This window comes from Agrobacterium sp. 5Ca50, assembly GCF_055381905.1.
The window spans coordinates 492591-509138 of sequence record NZ_AP026439.1 but is presented as its reverse complement, the minus strand read 5'-3'; the positions used below and the strand labels follow the sequence as shown (position 1 = coordinate 509138).

Below are 16548 nucleotides of genomic sequence, written 5' to 3'. Positions count from 1 at the left end.
CTTCAAATCCCGTAAACCCGGAAGGTAGAGCGGCCCGAAAGCTCTCTCACCCCACCCATGGTCTCCAACCGTTCGAAAAATCTGCTGCTTGCCCAGCGGGACAGGTCCGTGCCCGGTGCCGAGGCTGACACGGCATCTTCGCTCAAAAGCTGTCTGATAATCCGGTCTCCGCCCTTGGTGCGAATGGTGGCAGAACTGGCTATCGTTCGGTCCGCGCGGCGACCAATCTCATTTGCCATCAGCAACACATCTTCCGTCCCGTGAACAAGCGCTATGGAAACCGCGCGATTGAAACCCTGCTCTCCCGGCGCCACGCGTCCTTTTCCAGCAGATGTCCGAAATGCACCGCTGTAGCGTTGGGCAAGAAAAAACGGCACGGGCAAATTCCAGCCAAGCCGTTTCGCCAAAACCCAATCGCCCAGCCACCACGCCAAAACCTCCACATCGGGCCGAACGGCATGAATTCTTGTGACCAATTCCGCCACCGCTATCGGCGCGGCCTGTGGTTTTTGCATGATCTCGTCGATCACGACAGGAAGGTCAGCAAGCGCGCTGTCCCATCGCAATGCAAAAAGCTCCGTCAGGGATTGCAGGGTCTTGCTGCTGATAAAATCCATCCGCGTCTTCAGCATTCTGGTCGCAAGCAGGACGTTTCCGGCAGGCCCGGCATTGTCACCGGGTCGCACCATCAATACCGCATCGCGCAAGGCGGCTTCTTCGGTCTCACGGCCCAACATCTGGTTGGCCGAAATGGCGCAGCGCAGTGCAAGGCGGCTTCGCCAGCACCCTGTCCACGCGTGATCTTTTTTGATGAATCCGTCCAGCGAGTTCAAAGCCGAACCGGCAAGAAAGGCCGCATCCGCTTCCGTCACGGCATTTTTTCTGTCGGAAGCCCAGGCCGGAATGATTGTGGGTGAATAGGCTACAGTCACACCCATGCGTGATGCTCTTTTCATCCACAAAGGCTAACAGACAAGTGCACTTATTGCCATATGCGCGATAGTTTGCGCACAGCATGTCTTAGATGGCACTTTTACGATTTTGACCATTAAGTGCATATCCTGTCGGCTGATATCTCAGCTGAACTGTTGCATGCGCCGCCACGCGGCGGGCGTCTGACCAGAGACTTGTCGGAATGCCTTTGTCAGATGCGCCTGATCTGAAAACCCAAGCTGCGCAGCCACGCCCGCCACACTCAAATCACTCTCAAGCAGCATTTTCTGTGCCAGATCAATCCGTTTTCCAAGCTGCCATTGCAGCGGTGTCTTGCCCGTTGTCTGCTTGAAAACATTGGCAAACCAGCTTTCCGACAGGCCAACGATAGCAGCCATTTCGGCAACTGTCATGCGGCAATCGCTGCGGGCGTTCACGCCGCTGATCAACTTGTTCATCTGCGCCTGCGTCAGCCGCCCGTTGGAGGGTTCACCGACATCATCTGGCATATCGAGGAGACCGGCGACGATACTGCCGACGAGGCTTTCAGCATAGATCGCATGACGTGAAGGCGAGGAAAGCTCATCAATGACCAGACCGGCCAGCATCTCAATCGAGCGAATGTCCTGGATTTCAACAGGCTTGCGCAGGGCGGCAAGAGCGGCAGATGTACCGATCGATGGTGACAGAAACCGCAGCAACCGATCCTTGTGCAGATGTAGATCAAGATGAGAAAACCGGTGCGTGCCAGTGAAGTTCGTCCACAATGGCACGCCGGCGGGCACGTAAATGGCCCGCATCATCGGGCGATATTGCTGCACGTCGGCGCGGTCGCGGTTGGACATATGAATATGCGACGACACATCATTCAGAAAAATGACGATACGTGGATCAGGAGACAGGTAATAGGCACTTGCGCCATTTTGCCCTTCAGCATCCCAGAACACACTCATGATGCCATCGAGGCCCCGCCATTTGACCGGCGCCGTAACCTTGATGCCGTCTGTATGGCAAATCATCGAGTGCATGTATGTCATGTCAATTACATTCAACGTTTTTCATAAAAACCGGCACAGGCGTTAAATTCGACCTCAAGGACGTTTTCCAACCTGGAAAACCGCCTCTCTGAGCTGCCATGCCATCACGGATTATTATGATAAAAATAATCATGTTTGACTGCGATGGCAACTGTTTTGTCATTCAGCTGCCAACGCGGCCGCATGCATTGTCATTCAGTCCACCCAATTAAGAATATTTATTCATGACGGCTTTTTAATTCTCAAAACAAAATGAAACGCGATTGAGAGGCACGCTCATGGCAGTTAACGCTTGACTTATTACGTCAATGTGAAAATATATTGATACGTGAATATATATTCAATCCGAGGATTTCATGCAGCCGAATGATCTCGAACATATCGCCCGACAAATTCGTCTTCGCGATCTTCAAGCCGTTGTCGAAGCCGGAGCTGGCCATATTGGCGGAGAGATGTCGGCAATCGACATTTTGACAGCCCTCTATTTCCGGGTTCTGCGCATCTGGCCGGACCAGCCCAAACACCCTGATCGGGACCGTTTTGTACTTTCCAAGGGTCATGTTGCCTTGGCGCTTTATGTGACGCTGGCCAAACGAGGTTTCATCCCGGAAGAGGAAATCAGCACTTTTCTCAAGCCGCATTCGCGCCTGAACGGTCACCCGAATTGCAACAAGGTTCCAGGCGTTGAAACCAACACGGGCCCATTGGGCCATGGCCTACCGGTGGCCGTCGGCATGGCCAAGGCAGCCAAGATAACAGGCGCGAAGTATCACACCTACGTCCTGACAGGTGATGGCGAGATGCAGGAAGGTTCAAACTGGGAAGCTATCGCTTCCGCAGCACAGTTCGGCCTCGAGAACCTGACACTGATCATCGATCATAACCGGTTCCAGCAGGGTGCCGCCCTCAAGGACACCAACAATCTCGCGCCCTTTGCCTCCAAACTCGAGGCTTTTGGCTGGACCGTTTCCGAAATCAACGGAAATGCCATGAACGAAATTGTGCCAGCTCTGGAAACGCGCGGTCACCAACCGCATTGCATTGTCGCCCATACCAACAAGGGCCACGGCATTTCCTTCATGCAGGATACCGTCGACTGGCATCACAAGGTGCCAAATGCTGATCAGTATAAAATTGCCCTGGCTGAGCTTTCGGAGACGCTGTGATGAACGCTGTAACACCTTCTCCAAAACTGCATGATTGCCGCGACGCCTTTGTCGCCGTGCTGGAGCGCCTTGGCGCGGAAAACTCCAGGATCGTTGCCGTCTGTAACGACTCCGTCGGCTCCTCCAAACTTGGCGGTTTCAAAGCCAAATGGCCGGAACGCCTCGTCAACGTCGGCATTGCAGAACAGAACATGGTTGGCGTTGGTGCTGGCCTCGCCAATGGTGGCCTCTTGCCATTCGTTTGTGGCGCGGCCTGCTTCCTGACCGGCCGTTCGCTTGAACAGATCAAGGCTGATATTGCCTACTCCAATGCCAATGTGAAGCTGATCGGTATTTCTTCCGGCATGGCCTACGGCGAACTCGGCCCGACACATCACTCGATTGAAGACTTTGCCTGGACGCGCGTTCTTCCGAACCTTCCGGTCATCGCACCATGCGACTCCGTCGAAACCGCAGCCGCCGTCGAATGGGCCGCCAGTTTCGACGGCCCGGTTTTCCTGCGTCTATCGCGTGTCGGCGTACCGGATTTACTGCCCGCCAATCACACTTTCGAGCTGGGCAAGGCCAATCTGTTGCGGGATGGCGATGCAATCACTTTAATCGCCAACGGCACGCTGACCCACCGTATGGTGAAAGCCGCCGAGATTCTGGCCGCGAAGGGGATCGAAGCCCGGGTATTGAACATGGCAACCGTTCGCCCCCTCGATATCGATGCCATTGTTAAGGCGGCACAGGAAACAGGTGCCATCCTGACGGCCGAAGAACATTCTATATATGGCGGTCTTGGCTCTGCCATTGCAGAATGTGTGGTGACTGAGGCACCTGTGCCTATGAAGATCCTTGGCGTTCCCGGCATTTTTGCACCGACCGGCTCTGCAGAATTCCTGCTCGATGAGTTCGGTATGTCGCCTGCCGCCATCGCAGATGCAGCCGCGGCGCTGATTGCACGGAAGCCTTCACAGGCGTGAATTGCCATGCCTAAATTCAAAACCGGGCAGATCTTGTTTAAAGCCAACTGCCCGGCCCTTGATGCCCCTCGACCGGAGCTGCCATGACGACGACTGCCATTCTCGCCATTGACCAGGGCACCACAAATTCGAAGGCCGTGCTTGTTTCCACGGCAGGCGAAATCCTGTCGCGTGGCTCGTCACCTGTTGGCATCGAGCACCCTGAGCCCGGTTGGGTCGAGCAGAGTCCCGTCAGATTATGGGTATCCGTTCAGGAAGCAATCGACCGCTGTATTCAGTCGATTCCCGATGTCGAGATCATTGGCATTGCAATTTCCAACCAGCGCGAATCCGTCACCATCTGGGATGCGCAAACAGGCGAACCTCTGGGGCCAGTGGTCAGCTGGCAGTGCCGCCGTACCGCTGCCACCTGCAGCGCCTTGATTGCCGCCGGACATGCACCGCGCGTGCAGGCACTGACGGGTTTGCCAATTGACCCGATGTTCCCTGGCCCGAAAATGAAATGGCTTCTGGATCGAGCACCAGCAGGACGTAACGTAAAACTGGGAACCATCGACGCCTGGCTGATCCATTGCTTTACCGGCGGCGCAGTCCACGCATGTGATGCGGCCAATGCCGCCCGCAGCCAGGTATATGATCTCAACGGCCAAGTCTGGAGCGACGAACTGTGTGCCCTGTTTGGTGTTCCCAAGTCTGCGCTGCCGGAAGTTCGCGACAGCGCCGCGCATTTTGGCATCACCAAAAATGTGCCGGGTCTTAAGGACGGCATTCCGATCGCATCCGCCATCGGAGACAGCCATGCCGCATTGTTCGGTCATGGCGCCTTTAATCCCGGCGACGGCAAGGCAACCTTCGGTACAGGGTCGTCAATCATGACCACCCTTCCCGGTTTCATCGCGCCACAACAGGGCATCACCACCACCATCGCGTGGTCAATTGCGGGCAAACCGACCTATGCTTTTGAGGGTAATATTCTGGTTTCAGCCGCTTCTCTTCCATGGATGGTGGAGATGCTTGGCCTTGCCGATGTGCAGGCACTTACCGAACTTGCCGCAACGGCCGCCCCCGGCGGCCCCGGTTTTGTGCCGGCCTTTGTCGGGCTTGGCGCGCCCTACTGGCATTCTGATGCACGCGCATTGTTTTCCGGCATGACCTTCAACACAACGCGGGCGCAGATGGCGCGTTCAGTCACCGATTCCATCGCATTTCAGGTGCATGACGTATTCAAAGCGATGGCCTCGCAGTCGCAGACACCAATGGGTCGTCTTTACGTCGATGGCGGCCCAAGCCAGAACACTTTCCTCATGCAATGCGTGGCCGATGTTCTGGACCGGTCGATCATTCAATGTGATGCGCCAGAGGCGTCAGCACTGGGTGCCGCTTATCTTGCGGGCCTTTCACTGGGTGTGTGGCCGGATCTGGCAGCCATCAGTGCGCTGCCACGCAACAGCAATACAATCACCCCACGGAGCTCCGATGTTATGGATCGCCTGCATGTTTGGCAGGACGCAATCTATCGCTCGACCGTGTCCGTCCCTTCATCTATGAGTGAATAAAAATTCACTGCCGGAGGTTTGCATGGCACGGCTCAATGAGCTGCGACTGATCGCCCGAATTGCCCAGATGTACCATATCGAAGGCAAAAGGCAGTCCGAAATTGCTGAAATCATGCATATGTCGCAGGCAACCGTGTCGCGCATGCTGAAGCGCGCCGAACAGGAGGACATTGTTCGCACGACAGTGATTCCACCCGCCGGTACCTTTGCCGACCTCGAAAATGCCCTGCGTGATCGCTACAATCTCACCGAAGCGATCGTCATTGACTGCTCGGAAGACCGGGACAGCGCCATTACCGCGCGAATTGGCGAAGCAGCCGCACATTTTCTGGAGGTCACCCTTCAGCAGGATGAAATCATCGGTGTTTCAAGCTGGAGCCAGACCATTCTGCGGATGGTGGACAACATTCATCCGCTAAAAAACGCAAAGGCCAAATACATTGTGCAGGTGCTTGGTGGCATGGGCGATGCATCAGTGCAAACCCACGCAACACAGTTGACAGCGCGTCTGGCCCGGTTAACCGGTGGCGAACCGCGCCTTCTCCTCGTACAAGGCATCACCTCATCGCGAGAAGCAAAGCTTGTCATGCTGGCCGACCCGGTTGTGCGTGAAACCATGGACCTTTTCAGCCGCCTTAGCCTCGCCATTGTCGGCATTGGCGCCGTCGAACCGTCAGAACTTCTGGCCCGGTCCGGCAATATCTTCTCGCCGCAGGAAATGGCCATGCTGCACGATGCCGGCGCGGTTGGCGAGATCTCCTATCGTTTCTACGACAAGGACGGCAAACCGGTGGAAACACCACTCAATGATCGGGTTATCGGCCTTTCACTCGAAGAGCTGCGTAAGACAAATCGCGTCATGGCACTGGCCGGTGGAGAGTCCAAGACCGAAGCCATTGCAGGCGCGTTGAAACTTGGCGTCATCGACGTGCTGGTCACCGACAAATTTACCGCCGCACGTCTGACAAATTGAGATTTTTCAGAGCGGTTGCAACGGTTTATAGCGCCAGCGCCACCTGCCTGCCGGTGGCCGGATGCGTGATGACATCCATTGAAACACCGTAGATTTTTTGCAGGGCTTGCGATGTCATGATCTCATCCGGGCTGCCACGGGCGATCAGCTTACCGGAATGAAGTGCGATAATGTCGTCGCAGAAGCGGGCCGCCATGTTGACGTCGTGCAGCACCACGACAACACCGAGACCCTTTTCATGCGAGAGACGCTGAACAAGTGACAGCACCTCAATCTGATGCGCCACATCGAGCGCTGAAATTGGCTCATCTAGCAGCAGGCAATGTGCGTCCTGGGCAACCAGCATCGCCAGCCACACCCGTTGGCGTTCACCGCCAGACAGCGTATCGACAAGCCGGTCAAGGAATGGTCCGATATCTGTCAGCTCAATTGCCTCATCTACTTTTTGCTGATCAAGAGTGCTGAACCGACCAAGCGCCCCATGCCATGGGTAACGACCAAGAGCCACCAATTCCCGCACCAGCATGCCCGATGCTGGCGGTGTATTTTGCGGAAGGTAAGCAAGCGCTCGGGCAAACTCGCGATTACCCCACTCCGACAGTGATTTGCCGCAGAAGGACACATCGCCGCCGGTCGGGTATTGCAGACGGGCAAGGATTTTCAGCAGAGTCGATTTGCCGGAGCCATTATGACCGATCAGACCAACTGTTCTTTTCGCTGGAAGAGCGAGGGTCAAGGGCTGCAACAACGTCCTGCCCTGTAAAGACAGCGATACATTGTTTAATGAGAACAAGGGAGCAGCCTCATCGTTTTGCGATGTAACAACACTGTTCATGCCCTTGATCCTCTCATTACCGCATACATAATAGCAGTCACATTTGTCATGCGCGCCTGCCTATCATCCAAATGAGATAGGGCGCGCCCGCCATCGCAGCAAACAATCCCAACGGCAGTTCGTAAGGGAATGTCACTGTTCTTGCGCCGATATCTGCAATCAGCATAAGCATTGCTCCCAGCAGGAACGTCGCCAGCATATGATCGCGAGATCTTGTAAATCCTGCCCTGAAGGCAATATGCGGCGCCATCAGCCCCACAAAACTAAGCGGACCAACCAGCAACGCGGCAGCGCCGGTTGCCAGCCCGGCAGCCAATATCATCAGAATTCGTGCTGCCCGGACAGGCACTCCCAGCGTTTGCGGCACGGAAGCTCCGAGCGGCATGATCGTCAACCAGCGAGACAATGTCAGGCATAGAAACAGTATAATAACGCCGAGTGCGCCCAAAACCATGGCGGAAACCGGTGTCGCGGTCGACGCAGTACCCCCCAGCCAGGACAGGATCTGCCATGATCTCTGATCACCAACTGCAAGCAGTGCTGCCAGGATTGCAGAACTGAAAGAGCTGACCGCAACACCGGCCAGCAGAATGCGTTGCGGCGAAAGATGCTGCCTGCTGGAGAATATCAGCACAACAATCATCACGGCGATTGCACCAAGCCCTGCTCCGGCAAACAATTGCAACATGCCAGCTGCCGGGAAAACAGTAATCGCGGCGGCAAAACCGATGCCTGCTCCGCCACTCACACCAATCACTTCCGGGCTTGCCATCGGGTTGCCGGTCAGACGCTGCAGAATGGCACCCGCGAGAGCAAGCAGACCGCCGGCACCAGCCGACGCCAGCAGGCGGGGCCAGCGAAGCGGCAGAACATCCTTGAAGTCCTGCATCTTCAAAATCACCCAGCCATCAGCGGTTTTGGCAACAGCCAGTGCAACAAAGACAATGACCGGGATAAAAGCACACAACCGCAGAAGACTGCGCAGCGATCGTCGGTTCAGTTGTTCCGCAATTCCGGATTGATGGGCATCATCGGAGCGGACCTGCGGCAAAAGCCACAACAGCAGCGGGCCGCCGATCAGCGCGGTCACAGCACCTGTCGGGAAATTTTCACTGGTTGTCGATGCCAGCAACTGGACAAAACCGTCGCAGAGCCAAAGCAATAGGCCCCCAGCGACTGGAGCGGCAAACAGGATATGGGCTGGTTTACGAACACCAAGCCCCCGCAACAGTGCTGGTGCAGCAAGTCCGATAAAACTCACAAGTCCCACAGCAGCTGAAACACCGGCGGATAGCGCAACAGCCAATGCCCCGATGGCAAAACGAATCCCGAAAAGCGAGACCCCGAGAGACCGCGCACCGGCATCACCAATCGCCAGAACCACCAGGGGTCGGATCAGAAGCAAGGTCAGGAACAGCCCACCGATCAACTGAAGCAGCAATGACAGGGATACCGACCAGTCCTGCTGGCTCAGCGAACCACCATTCCAGGTGACAAGGGACATCAGATATTCGCCCTGCGACAGGGTCAGTGCCGCAGAAACCGCAGACGCCGTCACGCCGACCAGAAGACCTGAGACAACCATGGACACAGGCTCGAAGGCGCGCCGCCATCCAAGCAGGAAAACAACCGATGCCGCCATGAACGAACCGGACAGGGCTACCAGACCGCGGTAGCCATCCAGCACTTCCGGGAAAAACAACGTACCGGCAACGATGGCAAGTTGCGCGCCTGCAGACACGCCAAGCGTAGACGGGTCGGCAATCGGGTTTTGTAGAAGCCGTTGCAGAAGTGCGCCGGAAAGCCCGAGTATGGCGCCCGCAAGTATCGCAACCGCTGAGCGAGGCAATATGGCGTAAGCCAGAATGATCTGGTCGGTTGTCATCCGTGCCGCATCAAACGGAATGGGAGGCCAACTCTGCAATGGTAATCTTTGCAGTGCCGTATAGGTGGCGAGTGCCAGAGCCAGAAGCAGTGTTGCAGCGGCAAGGCTCCAGATTGTCCTGACGGTCACAGCGCATCCTCATTGGCTAGCAGTGCTTCCGTCAACAACCTGGCAAAACGCATGCCGGCCGTCACACCGCCATAAGGATTGATGTTGTCCAGCATCACCAATCGCTTGTTCTTGACTGGCTCAAGCGCGTTCCAGATCAGGCTTCTGCGCAACCCGCTGCGCGCCTCCACCGGCACATTGGACACAACGACAATCCGCGCATCCGGATTTTCCGCAAGAGTTTCCAGCGGCACCGGCGCTGCGAAGGTAAAACGCGAGCCCTCACGCCACGCATTCGGCAGACCAAGTCGCATCAGGATGTCGCCAAACATGCTGTCGCTGCCGAAAGCGCGAAAATGCCTGCTGTCACCAATATTGATGATGTAGGTCGGACGATTGGCGTAGGGTGAAAGACGCGCACGCATCGTTTCCAGCGAATGCCCGGTCTGCTGCAGTACCTCTTGCGCCTGTGTGGACCTGCCAAGTCGCTCGCCCAGCACAGTGACCGCCGCAAGTGCTTTGCCGAAGGGCGGTTCACCCTTGACGTAAAACGGCAGCGACATGGTTGGTGCAATGGCTTCAAGCTGCTGCTGATAGCGGGTATAAAATGGCGAAATCAGAATAAGCTCAGGCCGCAACAGATAGAGAAGTTCAAAATTCGGCGAACCTCTTAAACCCAGATCTGCGACAGTCTCCGGCACCAGCGGCTCGACACTATCCTTTCTGAACTGGATAAGTTCAGTCGCGGCAACAGGCGCGACACCAAGCGCCATGACGGTTTCCAGCATCGCCCAATCAATGGCTGCTACACGCTGCGGAAAGACCTCAGCTTGTGCCAACCGCCCAAATAGCGGTGCGGCGAGCAGGCCAAGAACCTGTCGCCGCCCGAGGCCTGATACGTTGAGTTTTGTGTGCACCGTCATTCCGGATCGTTATCAATTGCCCGTATTTACCAGCGATAGGTCAGCTTGCCCATTACCGTGCGGCCATTTCCGTAATAGCAACCGAATGTACCGCAGCTGGCTAGATATTCCTTGTCTGCAATGTTCTGGACATTCAGCGAGGCACGGTAATTGTTTTTGTCGTAATGCACACCCGCATCAAACAATGTCACGGCGCTCATATCAAACGTGTTGGCTGAGTTGCCGTAGCGCTGGCCGACATATCGCACGCCAGCACCCATGCCAAACCCTTCCAGGGGCGTATCTTCCGCAAAGGTATAATCCAGCCACAGCCCTGCAGAGTGCCTTGGCGCATTCTCATAACGTCTGGCGTTATTCGTGCCGCTGACAATTTCCGTGTCCATGTAGGTATAGGCTGCACGAAGGTTGAGCCCATCCGCAAGGCTGGTCACTCCCTCCAACTCCAGACCTTTTACACGTACGTCATATTGGCCGTAAACAAGGGAGGCAATCTGATAAGAGACGTTCTTTTGAAGCAGATCATAAACGGCAGCGGAGAAGAAACCGTCCCAGCCTTCAGGCTGGTATTTTATGCCGGCTTCCCATTGTTCGCCCATGGTCGGTTCAAGCAATTTTCCATTGGCGGGAACCGGCGTTGGCTCGAACGATGTGGCATAGCTGACATAGGGCGCGATACCATTGTCGAACACGTAACCAAGACCAACACGACCAGTCGGCTTCTCATCATCCTTGCTGCGAGATCTTGGAGCCGCGCCAGGCGCAGCAACCGCTCCACCTTCCGTGCTGGCCCAGTCGTAACGCAAACCAACTGTTGCACGCCAGTTATCATAGGACATCTCGTCCTGAGCATAAATGCCAAGTTGCGTTAGGGTCGATTTCACATCTGCATATGTCGAGCGCGAAATGAGTGAGATTGGTCCGCCATAGACAGGGTTGACAGGATCAAGTGGGGTCGCCCGCCAGAACTCGGTTTTTACCTTGTTATCGAAATTGCGATAATCAAGACCGAACACCAGCTTATGGTCGATACCGCCAGTAGCAAACTCGGCCTGCAGGTTGTTGTCGACATTAAACGTATTCAGACGTTCGTCCTGAAAAGTGGCGTTTCGAGCGATGAGGCTGCCAGCCATACCATTGCCTGCGGAACTCATCCCAAGCGATTGATAGTTCCAGTCGAGGTTCGAATACCGAAAGTTCTGTCTGAAGGTCCAGGTTTCATCAAACCGATGTTCAAATTCGTAACCGATATTGGTCTGTTTACGATTGGAAAAATCGAATGACGGATCGCCGACATAAAAACCGCGCGGCAGCATTACACCCGTCGCGTTCAAGGTAAGGGCTGGCGGCAGTCCAGACGGTGAGCTTGGATTATCGCGCTGGAAGCTGGTCAAGACTGTCAATGACGTGTCGTCGTCCGGTTTCCAGGTGAAAGCAGGCGCGACGAAATAACGGTCGTTATCGAGAAAGCCGCTTTCATCGTGGGCGTTGCGTGCCACGCCCGTCAGGCGATAGGCGAAGTTTTCGCTATCGGCAATCGGACCGCCAAGATCGAACATCGTCTGATAATAGTCGTCACTACCGATCTGGACGCCAACCTCACCAAAAGCATCAAATGTCGGACGTTTGCTGATCTGGTTGATCAAGCCACCGGGGTTGGCCTGACCATACAGAATAGAAGCTGGACCGCGCAGCACTTCTACCCGTTCCAGACCATAGAGCTCGATCGGTGCGGCACCGGCGGTGCGCATGATGCGAAGCCCGTTCAGAAACTGGACCTGACGCCCATCAAACCCGCGAATTGTCGGAGAATCGAACCGGGCGTCAGAACCATAAGGGGCAGCAACGACGCCCGGCGTATATTGCAACGCCTCACTAAGCGTCTTGGCGTCCTGCGCATCAATCTGGTCGCGGGTGATGACCGACACGGATTGTGGTGTCTCAAGGATAGGCGTGCCTGTTTTGGTGGCCGTTGAACTGCTTTTGGCAACATAACCCTTTACAGGTCCCTTAGGGTTTTCCTGCCCTTCGCCTTGCACAGTGATTGTTCCGAGTTGTACCGCGCTGCCGGAATCCTGCGCTCTAACCAGTTGCGGCCATACCATGACCATAGCAACAGCCAAGACATGACCAGTCGTCAAAAGTGCCCTGCGCTTCTGATTGATACCCACGTTGCAAACCCTCAAATGACAGCCAATCACATGTCCTATGTCGAGACGACATATTTTCTGGACTTTTTTTGTCATCTTATTACTCAGAGGGCTCACAATGTTCCAATAAGCAGAGACAAGTATTTTCATAATCTAAAATTATGATAATCACAGAATTGCATAGTTTGTAATTCTTCTAGTTTTCACCTCGAAAGCGACGGCCATGGCTGGACCCAAAATTGCCAAAGCGGACAGTTTTGAACTTCGTCATCTCAGATATTTCACCGCATTGGTGGACGAGAGAAACTTCGAGCGTGCAGCAGCAAGACTCGGCATTGCGCAGCCCGGTCTTAGCCAGCAAATCATGAACCTTGAGAAAATTGTCGGCATGCCCCTGCTGGACAGGACGAAACGCTCCGTCAATCTGACCTTGCCGGGGCAACTGCTGTATGCTGACGCCAAGAAGCTGCTGGCCGACGCGGATGCGACACTTGCAGCACTTAAACGCCTTGACCGTGGCGAGACAGGGCGCATCTCGATCGGTTATGTCGCATCGGCCGCTTATGCCGGTTCCATGCTGCAGTCCATCACCAGTTTTCGCTCATCCTATCCGGATGTTGAACTGCAACTCACCGAAATGGAAATGCGCATGCAACTTGCAAGCATCGCAGATGGCACGCTTGACTTCGGTTACATCAGGCCGCCGGCTCCGACACCGGAAGGCATAACCACCAACATCATTTTGAAAGAGCCGCTGGTGGTCGTGCTGCCTGAAAAACATCCACTTGCCCACGCCAAACAGCTTCAACTATCCGCCCTTGCACATGAGACCTTCATCACACCGCGACAGCCACCGGATGTCGGGTTTCATCACAACACGATCAGCGCCTGCAACGAGGCCGGGTTCCAGCCGATCATCAGCCCACTCGGGCGCGATTTTACCACCATTTCCAGCATGGTGGCTGTTGGACTTGGAATTGCGCTGGTACCGAAGTCGCTGAATTGTCTGATGTTGCCGACGATCCGATACGTGCCGATCATTGACAACAACATTACTTCGGATCTTGCCATTGCTCACCGCAAAACCGAAGCATCGCCTGCGGTGCGCGCCTTCATCACCTACAATCGGCTATAAATTTGCCTATCCGAATGCCTGCATAGATCAAAGGTCTTGGCGTCAAAGGGGTGCGGATATTAAGAACTGTCCGGAAAACAACATTCCGGACTGAGCCGCCTCGGGTAATGAAGCGGTGACATCGACGCTGGAATCATGTGGCATGCACGGCAAACTTTGATCAGATTCTTCAGATGGGCCAGCAGAAACGAAGCGTAGTATTCTGCGGGAGAGAGCGCATCCGCACCGTCATCGAAAAACTGCAAACGATAGGCCTCGAAAGCGACATTGAAACCGGGTACGTCCGCAATGCACGCGCTACCCCAACCCTTATAAGTTAACGTCTCAGTCAGGCTGCCAGAATAAAGATCAGGCTGGAGCAGTGCTGCGCTTGGGCACATAACCCCGACTGCCGTCCATCAACACGCGGGTGTAGGGATGGCTCACTGTGCCATCGATAAGCTGTTGTTTTTCGGCGACCTCGACAAACACGCCGTTCTGCATAACCGCAACCCGGTCACACAGATGCGCGACGACAGCCAGATCATGGCTGACAAGAATGTAAGTGAGCTTCTCACGCTCCCGGAGGTCTTTCAGCAGGTTGAGGATCTCCGCCTGGATCGACACATCGAGTGCTGATGTCGGCTCATCCAGCAGCAGAATGCGAGGCTCCAGAATAAGCGCACGAGCGATCGCCACACGTTGACGCTGGCCACCTGAAAGCTGATGCGGAAAGCGGTAACGAAAACTGTGCGGCAAACCGACATCGGTCAACACTTTTTCAATCCGCTCCTCGCGGCGGTCCTTGCCATGAATTTCCAGTGGCTCCAGCAATGTACGGCCGATCGTGTGGCGTGGGTGGATGGATCCGAATGGGTCCTGAAACACCATCTGCTGTGTGGCGAGTTGCGATTTTGTGCGTTTCTGTCCAATGACTTCACCATTGATGGTGACGGCCCCTGTCCATTGCCGGTTACGCCCGGCAAGGGCACCAAGAACGGTCGATTTCCCGCAACCGCTTTCGCCGACCAGACCAAATGTTTCGCCGACGGCAATCTCAAAAGACACGTCATTAACCACGCGCAGCAGCGTATCACCAGCGCCATAGGAGACCTGCAGATTTTCGACATTAATCATACTCATGAACGGTTCTCCAACCAGGCCGGGTCGCGCCGCAACACATCCAGCCTGTCACGTGGATGCTCTAGGCTCGGCAGTGCATTCAACAGACCGCGCGTGTAAGGGTGGCGCGCATTATCGAGATCAGCTGCAGCAATGGTTTCGACAATCTGCCCAGCATACATGATGATGACACGGTCGCAGAAACTACGCACCAAATTGAGATCATGCGAGATGAACAGCAGGCCAATGTTGCGCTCCATGACCAGTTCATCAAGGATTGACAACACCTGCTGACGCACCGTGACATCCAGTGCAGAGGTTGGCTCGTCGGCGATGATCAACGATGGCGAGGCAATCAGCATCATGGAGATCATGATCCGCTGGCCCATACCGCCAGAGACCTCATGCGGATAAAGATCGAAAACACGCTGTGGATCACGGATATTCACCCGCTCTAGCATCGCTAGCGTACGCGACCTTGCTTCCTTTTTCGAGACATGTTCGTGCAGAATAACCGTCTCGGAAATCTGCTCACCGACCGTCATCACCGGGTTGAGTGAATATTTCGGGTCCTGAAGGATCATGGCGATACGACGGCCGCGTATCGACAGCATCTGTTGCTCGCTTGCCTTAAGGAGATCAACATCCTCAAACTGCATGCGTTTGGCTTTGACACGCGCGTGCGGAGGCTGAAGGCGCATGATAGCACGACCTGCGGTGCTTTTACCGGAGCCGGATTCACCGATGATGCCGACCTTCTCGCGCCCGACATTGAAGGATACGTCACGCACTGCGGTCACCACGCCAGAGAGTGTTGGAAACTCCACCGACATATTTTCGACGCTCAGAATTGTTTCTTTTGAATCAGCCATTTCTTGGGTCCAGAATATCGCGCAGGCCATCACCCAGCAGGTTGAAGGCAAGACTGACTATGAGAATGGCAATGCCGGGAATGGTCGTTAGCCACCAGGCATCAAGCAGATATTGACGCCCTGACGCTGCCATTGCACCCCACTCCGGCATAGGCGGCTGTGCACCGAGACCAAGGAAGCCGAGACCGGCAGCCGTCAGAATGATGCTGGACATATTCAGTGTCAGACGCACGACCACGGATGGTGCACAAAGCGGCACGATATGACGTAGAAGAATGCGCATCATTCCCGCACCCTGCAACTCTGCAGCTACGACGAAATCGGCATTTCGAAATGTCAACGTTTCAGCGCGCGCAAGGCGGGCAATTGGGGGCCACACCGTCAATGCAATGGCAATCACCGCATTTTCGATGCCAGGTCCAAGACTCGCCGAAAAGGCCAGCGCCAGAACCAGGCTCGGAAAGGAAAGGAAAATATCAGTAATGCGCATCAGCACCACATCCACCCATCCCCCGAGATAACCGGACATCGCTCCAATCATGAAGCCGATGGGCGCGACGATCAGTGTCACCAGAATGCTGATGTAGAGGGTTGTTCGCGCGCCATAGACAAGTCGGGTGTAAACGTCACGACCAAATTCATCCGTGCCAAACCAGTGCTGCCAAGATAGTGGCTGCAAGGCGCGCGATAGATCTTGATCATAGGGGCTGTAGCTGGTGATGGCGGGCGCAACAATAGCCACGACAATCAATCCAAGAACCACCAGAAAGCCGGTAAAGGCCAGCGGATTGGCCAGCAGCCCAAGCCAGGCAACATAAGCTTTATGTAGCCTGGCTTGGCGGGAAGACGTGAAGTCCTCGCTGATCAACCAATTATGCAGGGTGGTGAAAGATCCGTTCTTCATCATGA

At 55.2% G+C, this 16548-nt stretch carries 14 protein-coding genes; 5 read left to right on the top strand and 9 right to left on the bottom strand.

The window, feature by feature from the left end; translation table 11 throughout:
* Positions 1-2: 2 nt before the first annotated feature.
* A complete protein-coding gene (locus ACZ5FM_RS19925; RefSeq protein WP_464040509.1) occupies positions 3-938 on the bottom strand; it encodes a DUF1403 family protein in 936 nt (311 codons plus the stop codon).
* Between the two features lie 138 nt (positions 939-1076).
* On the bottom strand, positions 1077-1970 hold the full coding sequence (locus ACZ5FM_RS19920) for a helix-turn-helix domain-containing protein (RefSeq protein ID WP_312949487.1): 894 nt from the start codon (positions 1968-1970) through the stop codon (positions 1077-1079).
* A gap of 356 nt (positions 1971-2326) precedes the next feature.
* On the opposite strand from ACZ5FM_RS19920, the gene ACZ5FM_RS19915 reads away from it, so the two are divergent.
* The 4 genes from ACZ5FM_RS19915 to ACZ5FM_RS19900 all read left to right on the top strand — a co-directional run bounded on the left by ACZ5FM_RS19915 (position 2327) and on the right by ACZ5FM_RS19900 (position 6633).
* Positions 2327-3136 (top strand): transketolase, encoded by an 810-nt coding sequence (locus ACZ5FM_RS19915; RefSeq protein WP_464041040.1) that lies wholly within the window; start codon positions 2327-2329, stop codon positions 3134-3136.
* The gene (locus ACZ5FM_RS19910) at positions 3136-4104 is read left to right on the top strand and encodes a transketolase family protein (RefSeq protein ID WP_312949492.1); all 969 of its coding nucleotides are present in this window, start codon (positions 3136-3138) and stop codon (positions 4102-4104) included. The genes ACZ5FM_RS19915 and ACZ5FM_RS19910 overlap by 1 nt, the downstream gene beginning before the upstream one ends.
* An 83-nt stretch (positions 4105-4187) precedes the next feature.
* Positions 4188-5660 carry an FGGY family carbohydrate kinase gene (locus tag ACZ5FM_RS19905; RefSeq protein WP_464041039.1) on the top strand — a complete coding sequence of 491 codons (1473 nt, stop codon included), beginning with the start codon at positions 4188-4190 and terminating at the stop codon, positions 5658-5660.
* 22 nt (positions 5661-5682) lie between these two features.
* On the top strand, positions 5683-6633 hold the full coding sequence (locus ACZ5FM_RS19900; RefSeq protein WP_464041038.1) for a sugar-binding transcriptional regulator: 951 nt from the start codon (positions 5683-5685) through the stop codon (positions 6631-6633).
* A 25-nt stretch (positions 6634-6658) separates the two neighbouring features.
* Here ACZ5FM_RS19900 and ACZ5FM_RS19895 read toward each other — a convergent pair whose 3' ends face one another.
* The 4 genes from ACZ5FM_RS19895 to ACZ5FM_RS19880 are packed head-to-tail and all read right to left on the bottom strand — an operon-like array spanning position 6659 to position 12492.
* The gene (locus ACZ5FM_RS19895) at positions 6659-7468 is read right to left on the bottom strand and encodes an ATP-binding cassette domain-containing protein (RefSeq protein ID WP_464041037.1); all 810 of its coding nucleotides are present in this window, start codon (positions 7466-7468) and stop codon (positions 6659-6661) included.
* Between the two features lie 46 nt (positions 7469-7514).
* Positions 7515-9482 carry a Fe(3+)-hydroxamate ABC transporter permease FhuB gene (gene fhuB, locus ACZ5FM_RS19890; protein WP_464041036.1) on the bottom strand — a complete coding sequence of 656 codons (1968 nt, stop codon included), beginning with the start codon at positions 9480-9482 and terminating at the stop codon, positions 7515-7517.
* A complete protein-coding gene (locus tag ACZ5FM_RS19885; protein WP_464041035.1) occupies positions 9479-10384 on the bottom strand; it encodes an iron-siderophore ABC transporter substrate-binding protein in 906 nt (301 codons plus the stop codon). Before ACZ5FM_RS19885 ends, fhuB begins: the two co-directional genes overlap by 4 nt.
* Before the next feature lie 26 nt (positions 10385-10410).
* Positions 10411-12492 (bottom strand): TonB-dependent siderophore receptor, encoded by a 2082-nt coding sequence (locus tag ACZ5FM_RS19880; RefSeq protein ID WP_464041060.1) that lies wholly within the window; start codon positions 12490-12492, stop codon positions 10411-10413.
* Positions 12493-12754: 262 nt separating this feature from the next.
* Here ACZ5FM_RS19880 and ACZ5FM_RS19875 point away from each other — a divergent pair, with 262 nt between their 5' ends.
* Positions 12755-13666 (top strand): LysR family transcriptional regulator, encoded by a 912-nt coding sequence (locus tag ACZ5FM_RS19875; protein ID WP_464041034.1) that lies wholly within the window; start codon positions 12755-12757, stop codon positions 13664-13666.
* A 348-nt stretch (positions 13667-14014) separates the two neighbouring features.
* On the opposite strand, the gene ACZ5FM_RS19870 is transcribed toward ACZ5FM_RS19875, so the two are convergent.
* From ACZ5FM_RS19870 to ACZ5FM_RS19860, 3 genes are read right to left on the bottom strand one after another with little or no spacing between them, the layout of a single operon-like run.
* Complete coding sequence (locus ACZ5FM_RS19870; RefSeq protein WP_464041033.1) at positions 14015-14788, bottom strand: ABC transporter ATP-binding protein; 774 nt, start codon at positions 14786-14788, stop codon at positions 14015-14017.
* Positions 14785-15639: an ABC transporter ATP-binding protein gene (locus ACZ5FM_RS19865; RefSeq protein WP_464041032.1), complete on the bottom strand. Its 855-nt coding sequence runs from the start codon at positions 15637-15639 to the stop codon at positions 14785-14787. Before ACZ5FM_RS19865 ends, ACZ5FM_RS19870 begins: the two co-directional genes overlap by 4 nt.
* On the bottom strand, positions 15632-16543 hold the full coding sequence (locus ACZ5FM_RS19860; RefSeq protein ID WP_371815344.1) for an ABC transporter permease: 912 nt from the start codon (positions 16541-16543) through the stop codon (positions 15632-15634). Before ACZ5FM_RS19860 ends, ACZ5FM_RS19865 begins: the two co-directional genes overlap by 8 nt.
* Positions 16544-16548: the final 5 nt, after the last annotated feature.

Excerpts from the sequence above, each read along its gene's own strand:
- ACZ5FM_RS19920 (WP_312949487.1), bottom strand. The coding sequence starts at position 1,970 with ATGACATACATGCACTCGATGATTTGCCATACAGACGGCATCAAGGTT.
- ACZ5FM_RS19870 (WP_464041033.1), bottom strand. The coding sequence starts at position 14,788 with ATGAGTATGATTAATGTCGAAAATCTGCAGGTCTCCTATGGCGCTGGT.
- ACZ5FM_RS19905 (WP_464041039.1), top strand. The coding sequence starts at position 4,188 with ATGACGACGACTGCCATTCTCGCCATTGACCAGGGCACCACAAATTCG.
- ACZ5FM_RS19910 (WP_312949492.1), top strand. The coding sequence starts at position 3,136 with ATGAACGCTGTAACACCTTCTCCAAAACTGCATGATTGCCGCGACGCC.
- ACZ5FM_RS19895 (WP_464041037.1), bottom strand. The coding sequence starts at position 7,468 with ATGAACAGTGTTGTTACATCGCAAAACGATGAGGCTGCTCCCTTGTTC.
- ACZ5FM_RS19885 (WP_464041035.1), bottom strand. The coding sequence starts at position 10,384 with ATGACGGTGCACACAAAACTCAACGTATCAGGCCTCGGGCGGCGACAG.
- ACZ5FM_RS19915 (WP_464041040.1), top strand. The coding sequence starts at position 2,327 with ATGCAGCCGAATGATCTCGAACATATCGCCCGACAAATTCGTCTTCGC.
- ACZ5FM_RS19925 (WP_464040509.1), bottom strand. The coding sequence starts at position 938 with ATGGGTGTGACTGTAGCCTATTCACCCACAATCATTCCGGCCTGGGCT.
- ACZ5FM_RS19875 (WP_464041034.1), top strand. The coding sequence starts at position 12,755 with ATGGCTGGACCCAAAATTGCCAAAGCGGACAGTTTTGAACTTCGTCAT.
- ACZ5FM_RS19860 (WP_371815344.1), bottom strand. The coding sequence starts at position 16,543 with ATGAAGAACGGATCTTTCACCACCCTGCATAATTGGTTGATCAGCGAG.
- ACZ5FM_RS19900 (WP_464041038.1), top strand. The coding sequence starts at position 5,683 with ATGGCACGGCTCAATGAGCTGCGACTGATCGCCCGAATTGCCCAGATG.
- ACZ5FM_RS19880 (WP_464041060.1), bottom strand. The coding sequence starts at position 12,492 with ATGGTCATGGTATGGCCGCAACTGGTTAGAGCGCAGGATTCCGGCAGC.
- ACZ5FM_RS19865 (WP_464041032.1), bottom strand. The coding sequence starts at position 15,639 with ATGGCTGATTCAAAAGAAACAATTCTGAGCGTCGAAAATATGTCGGTG.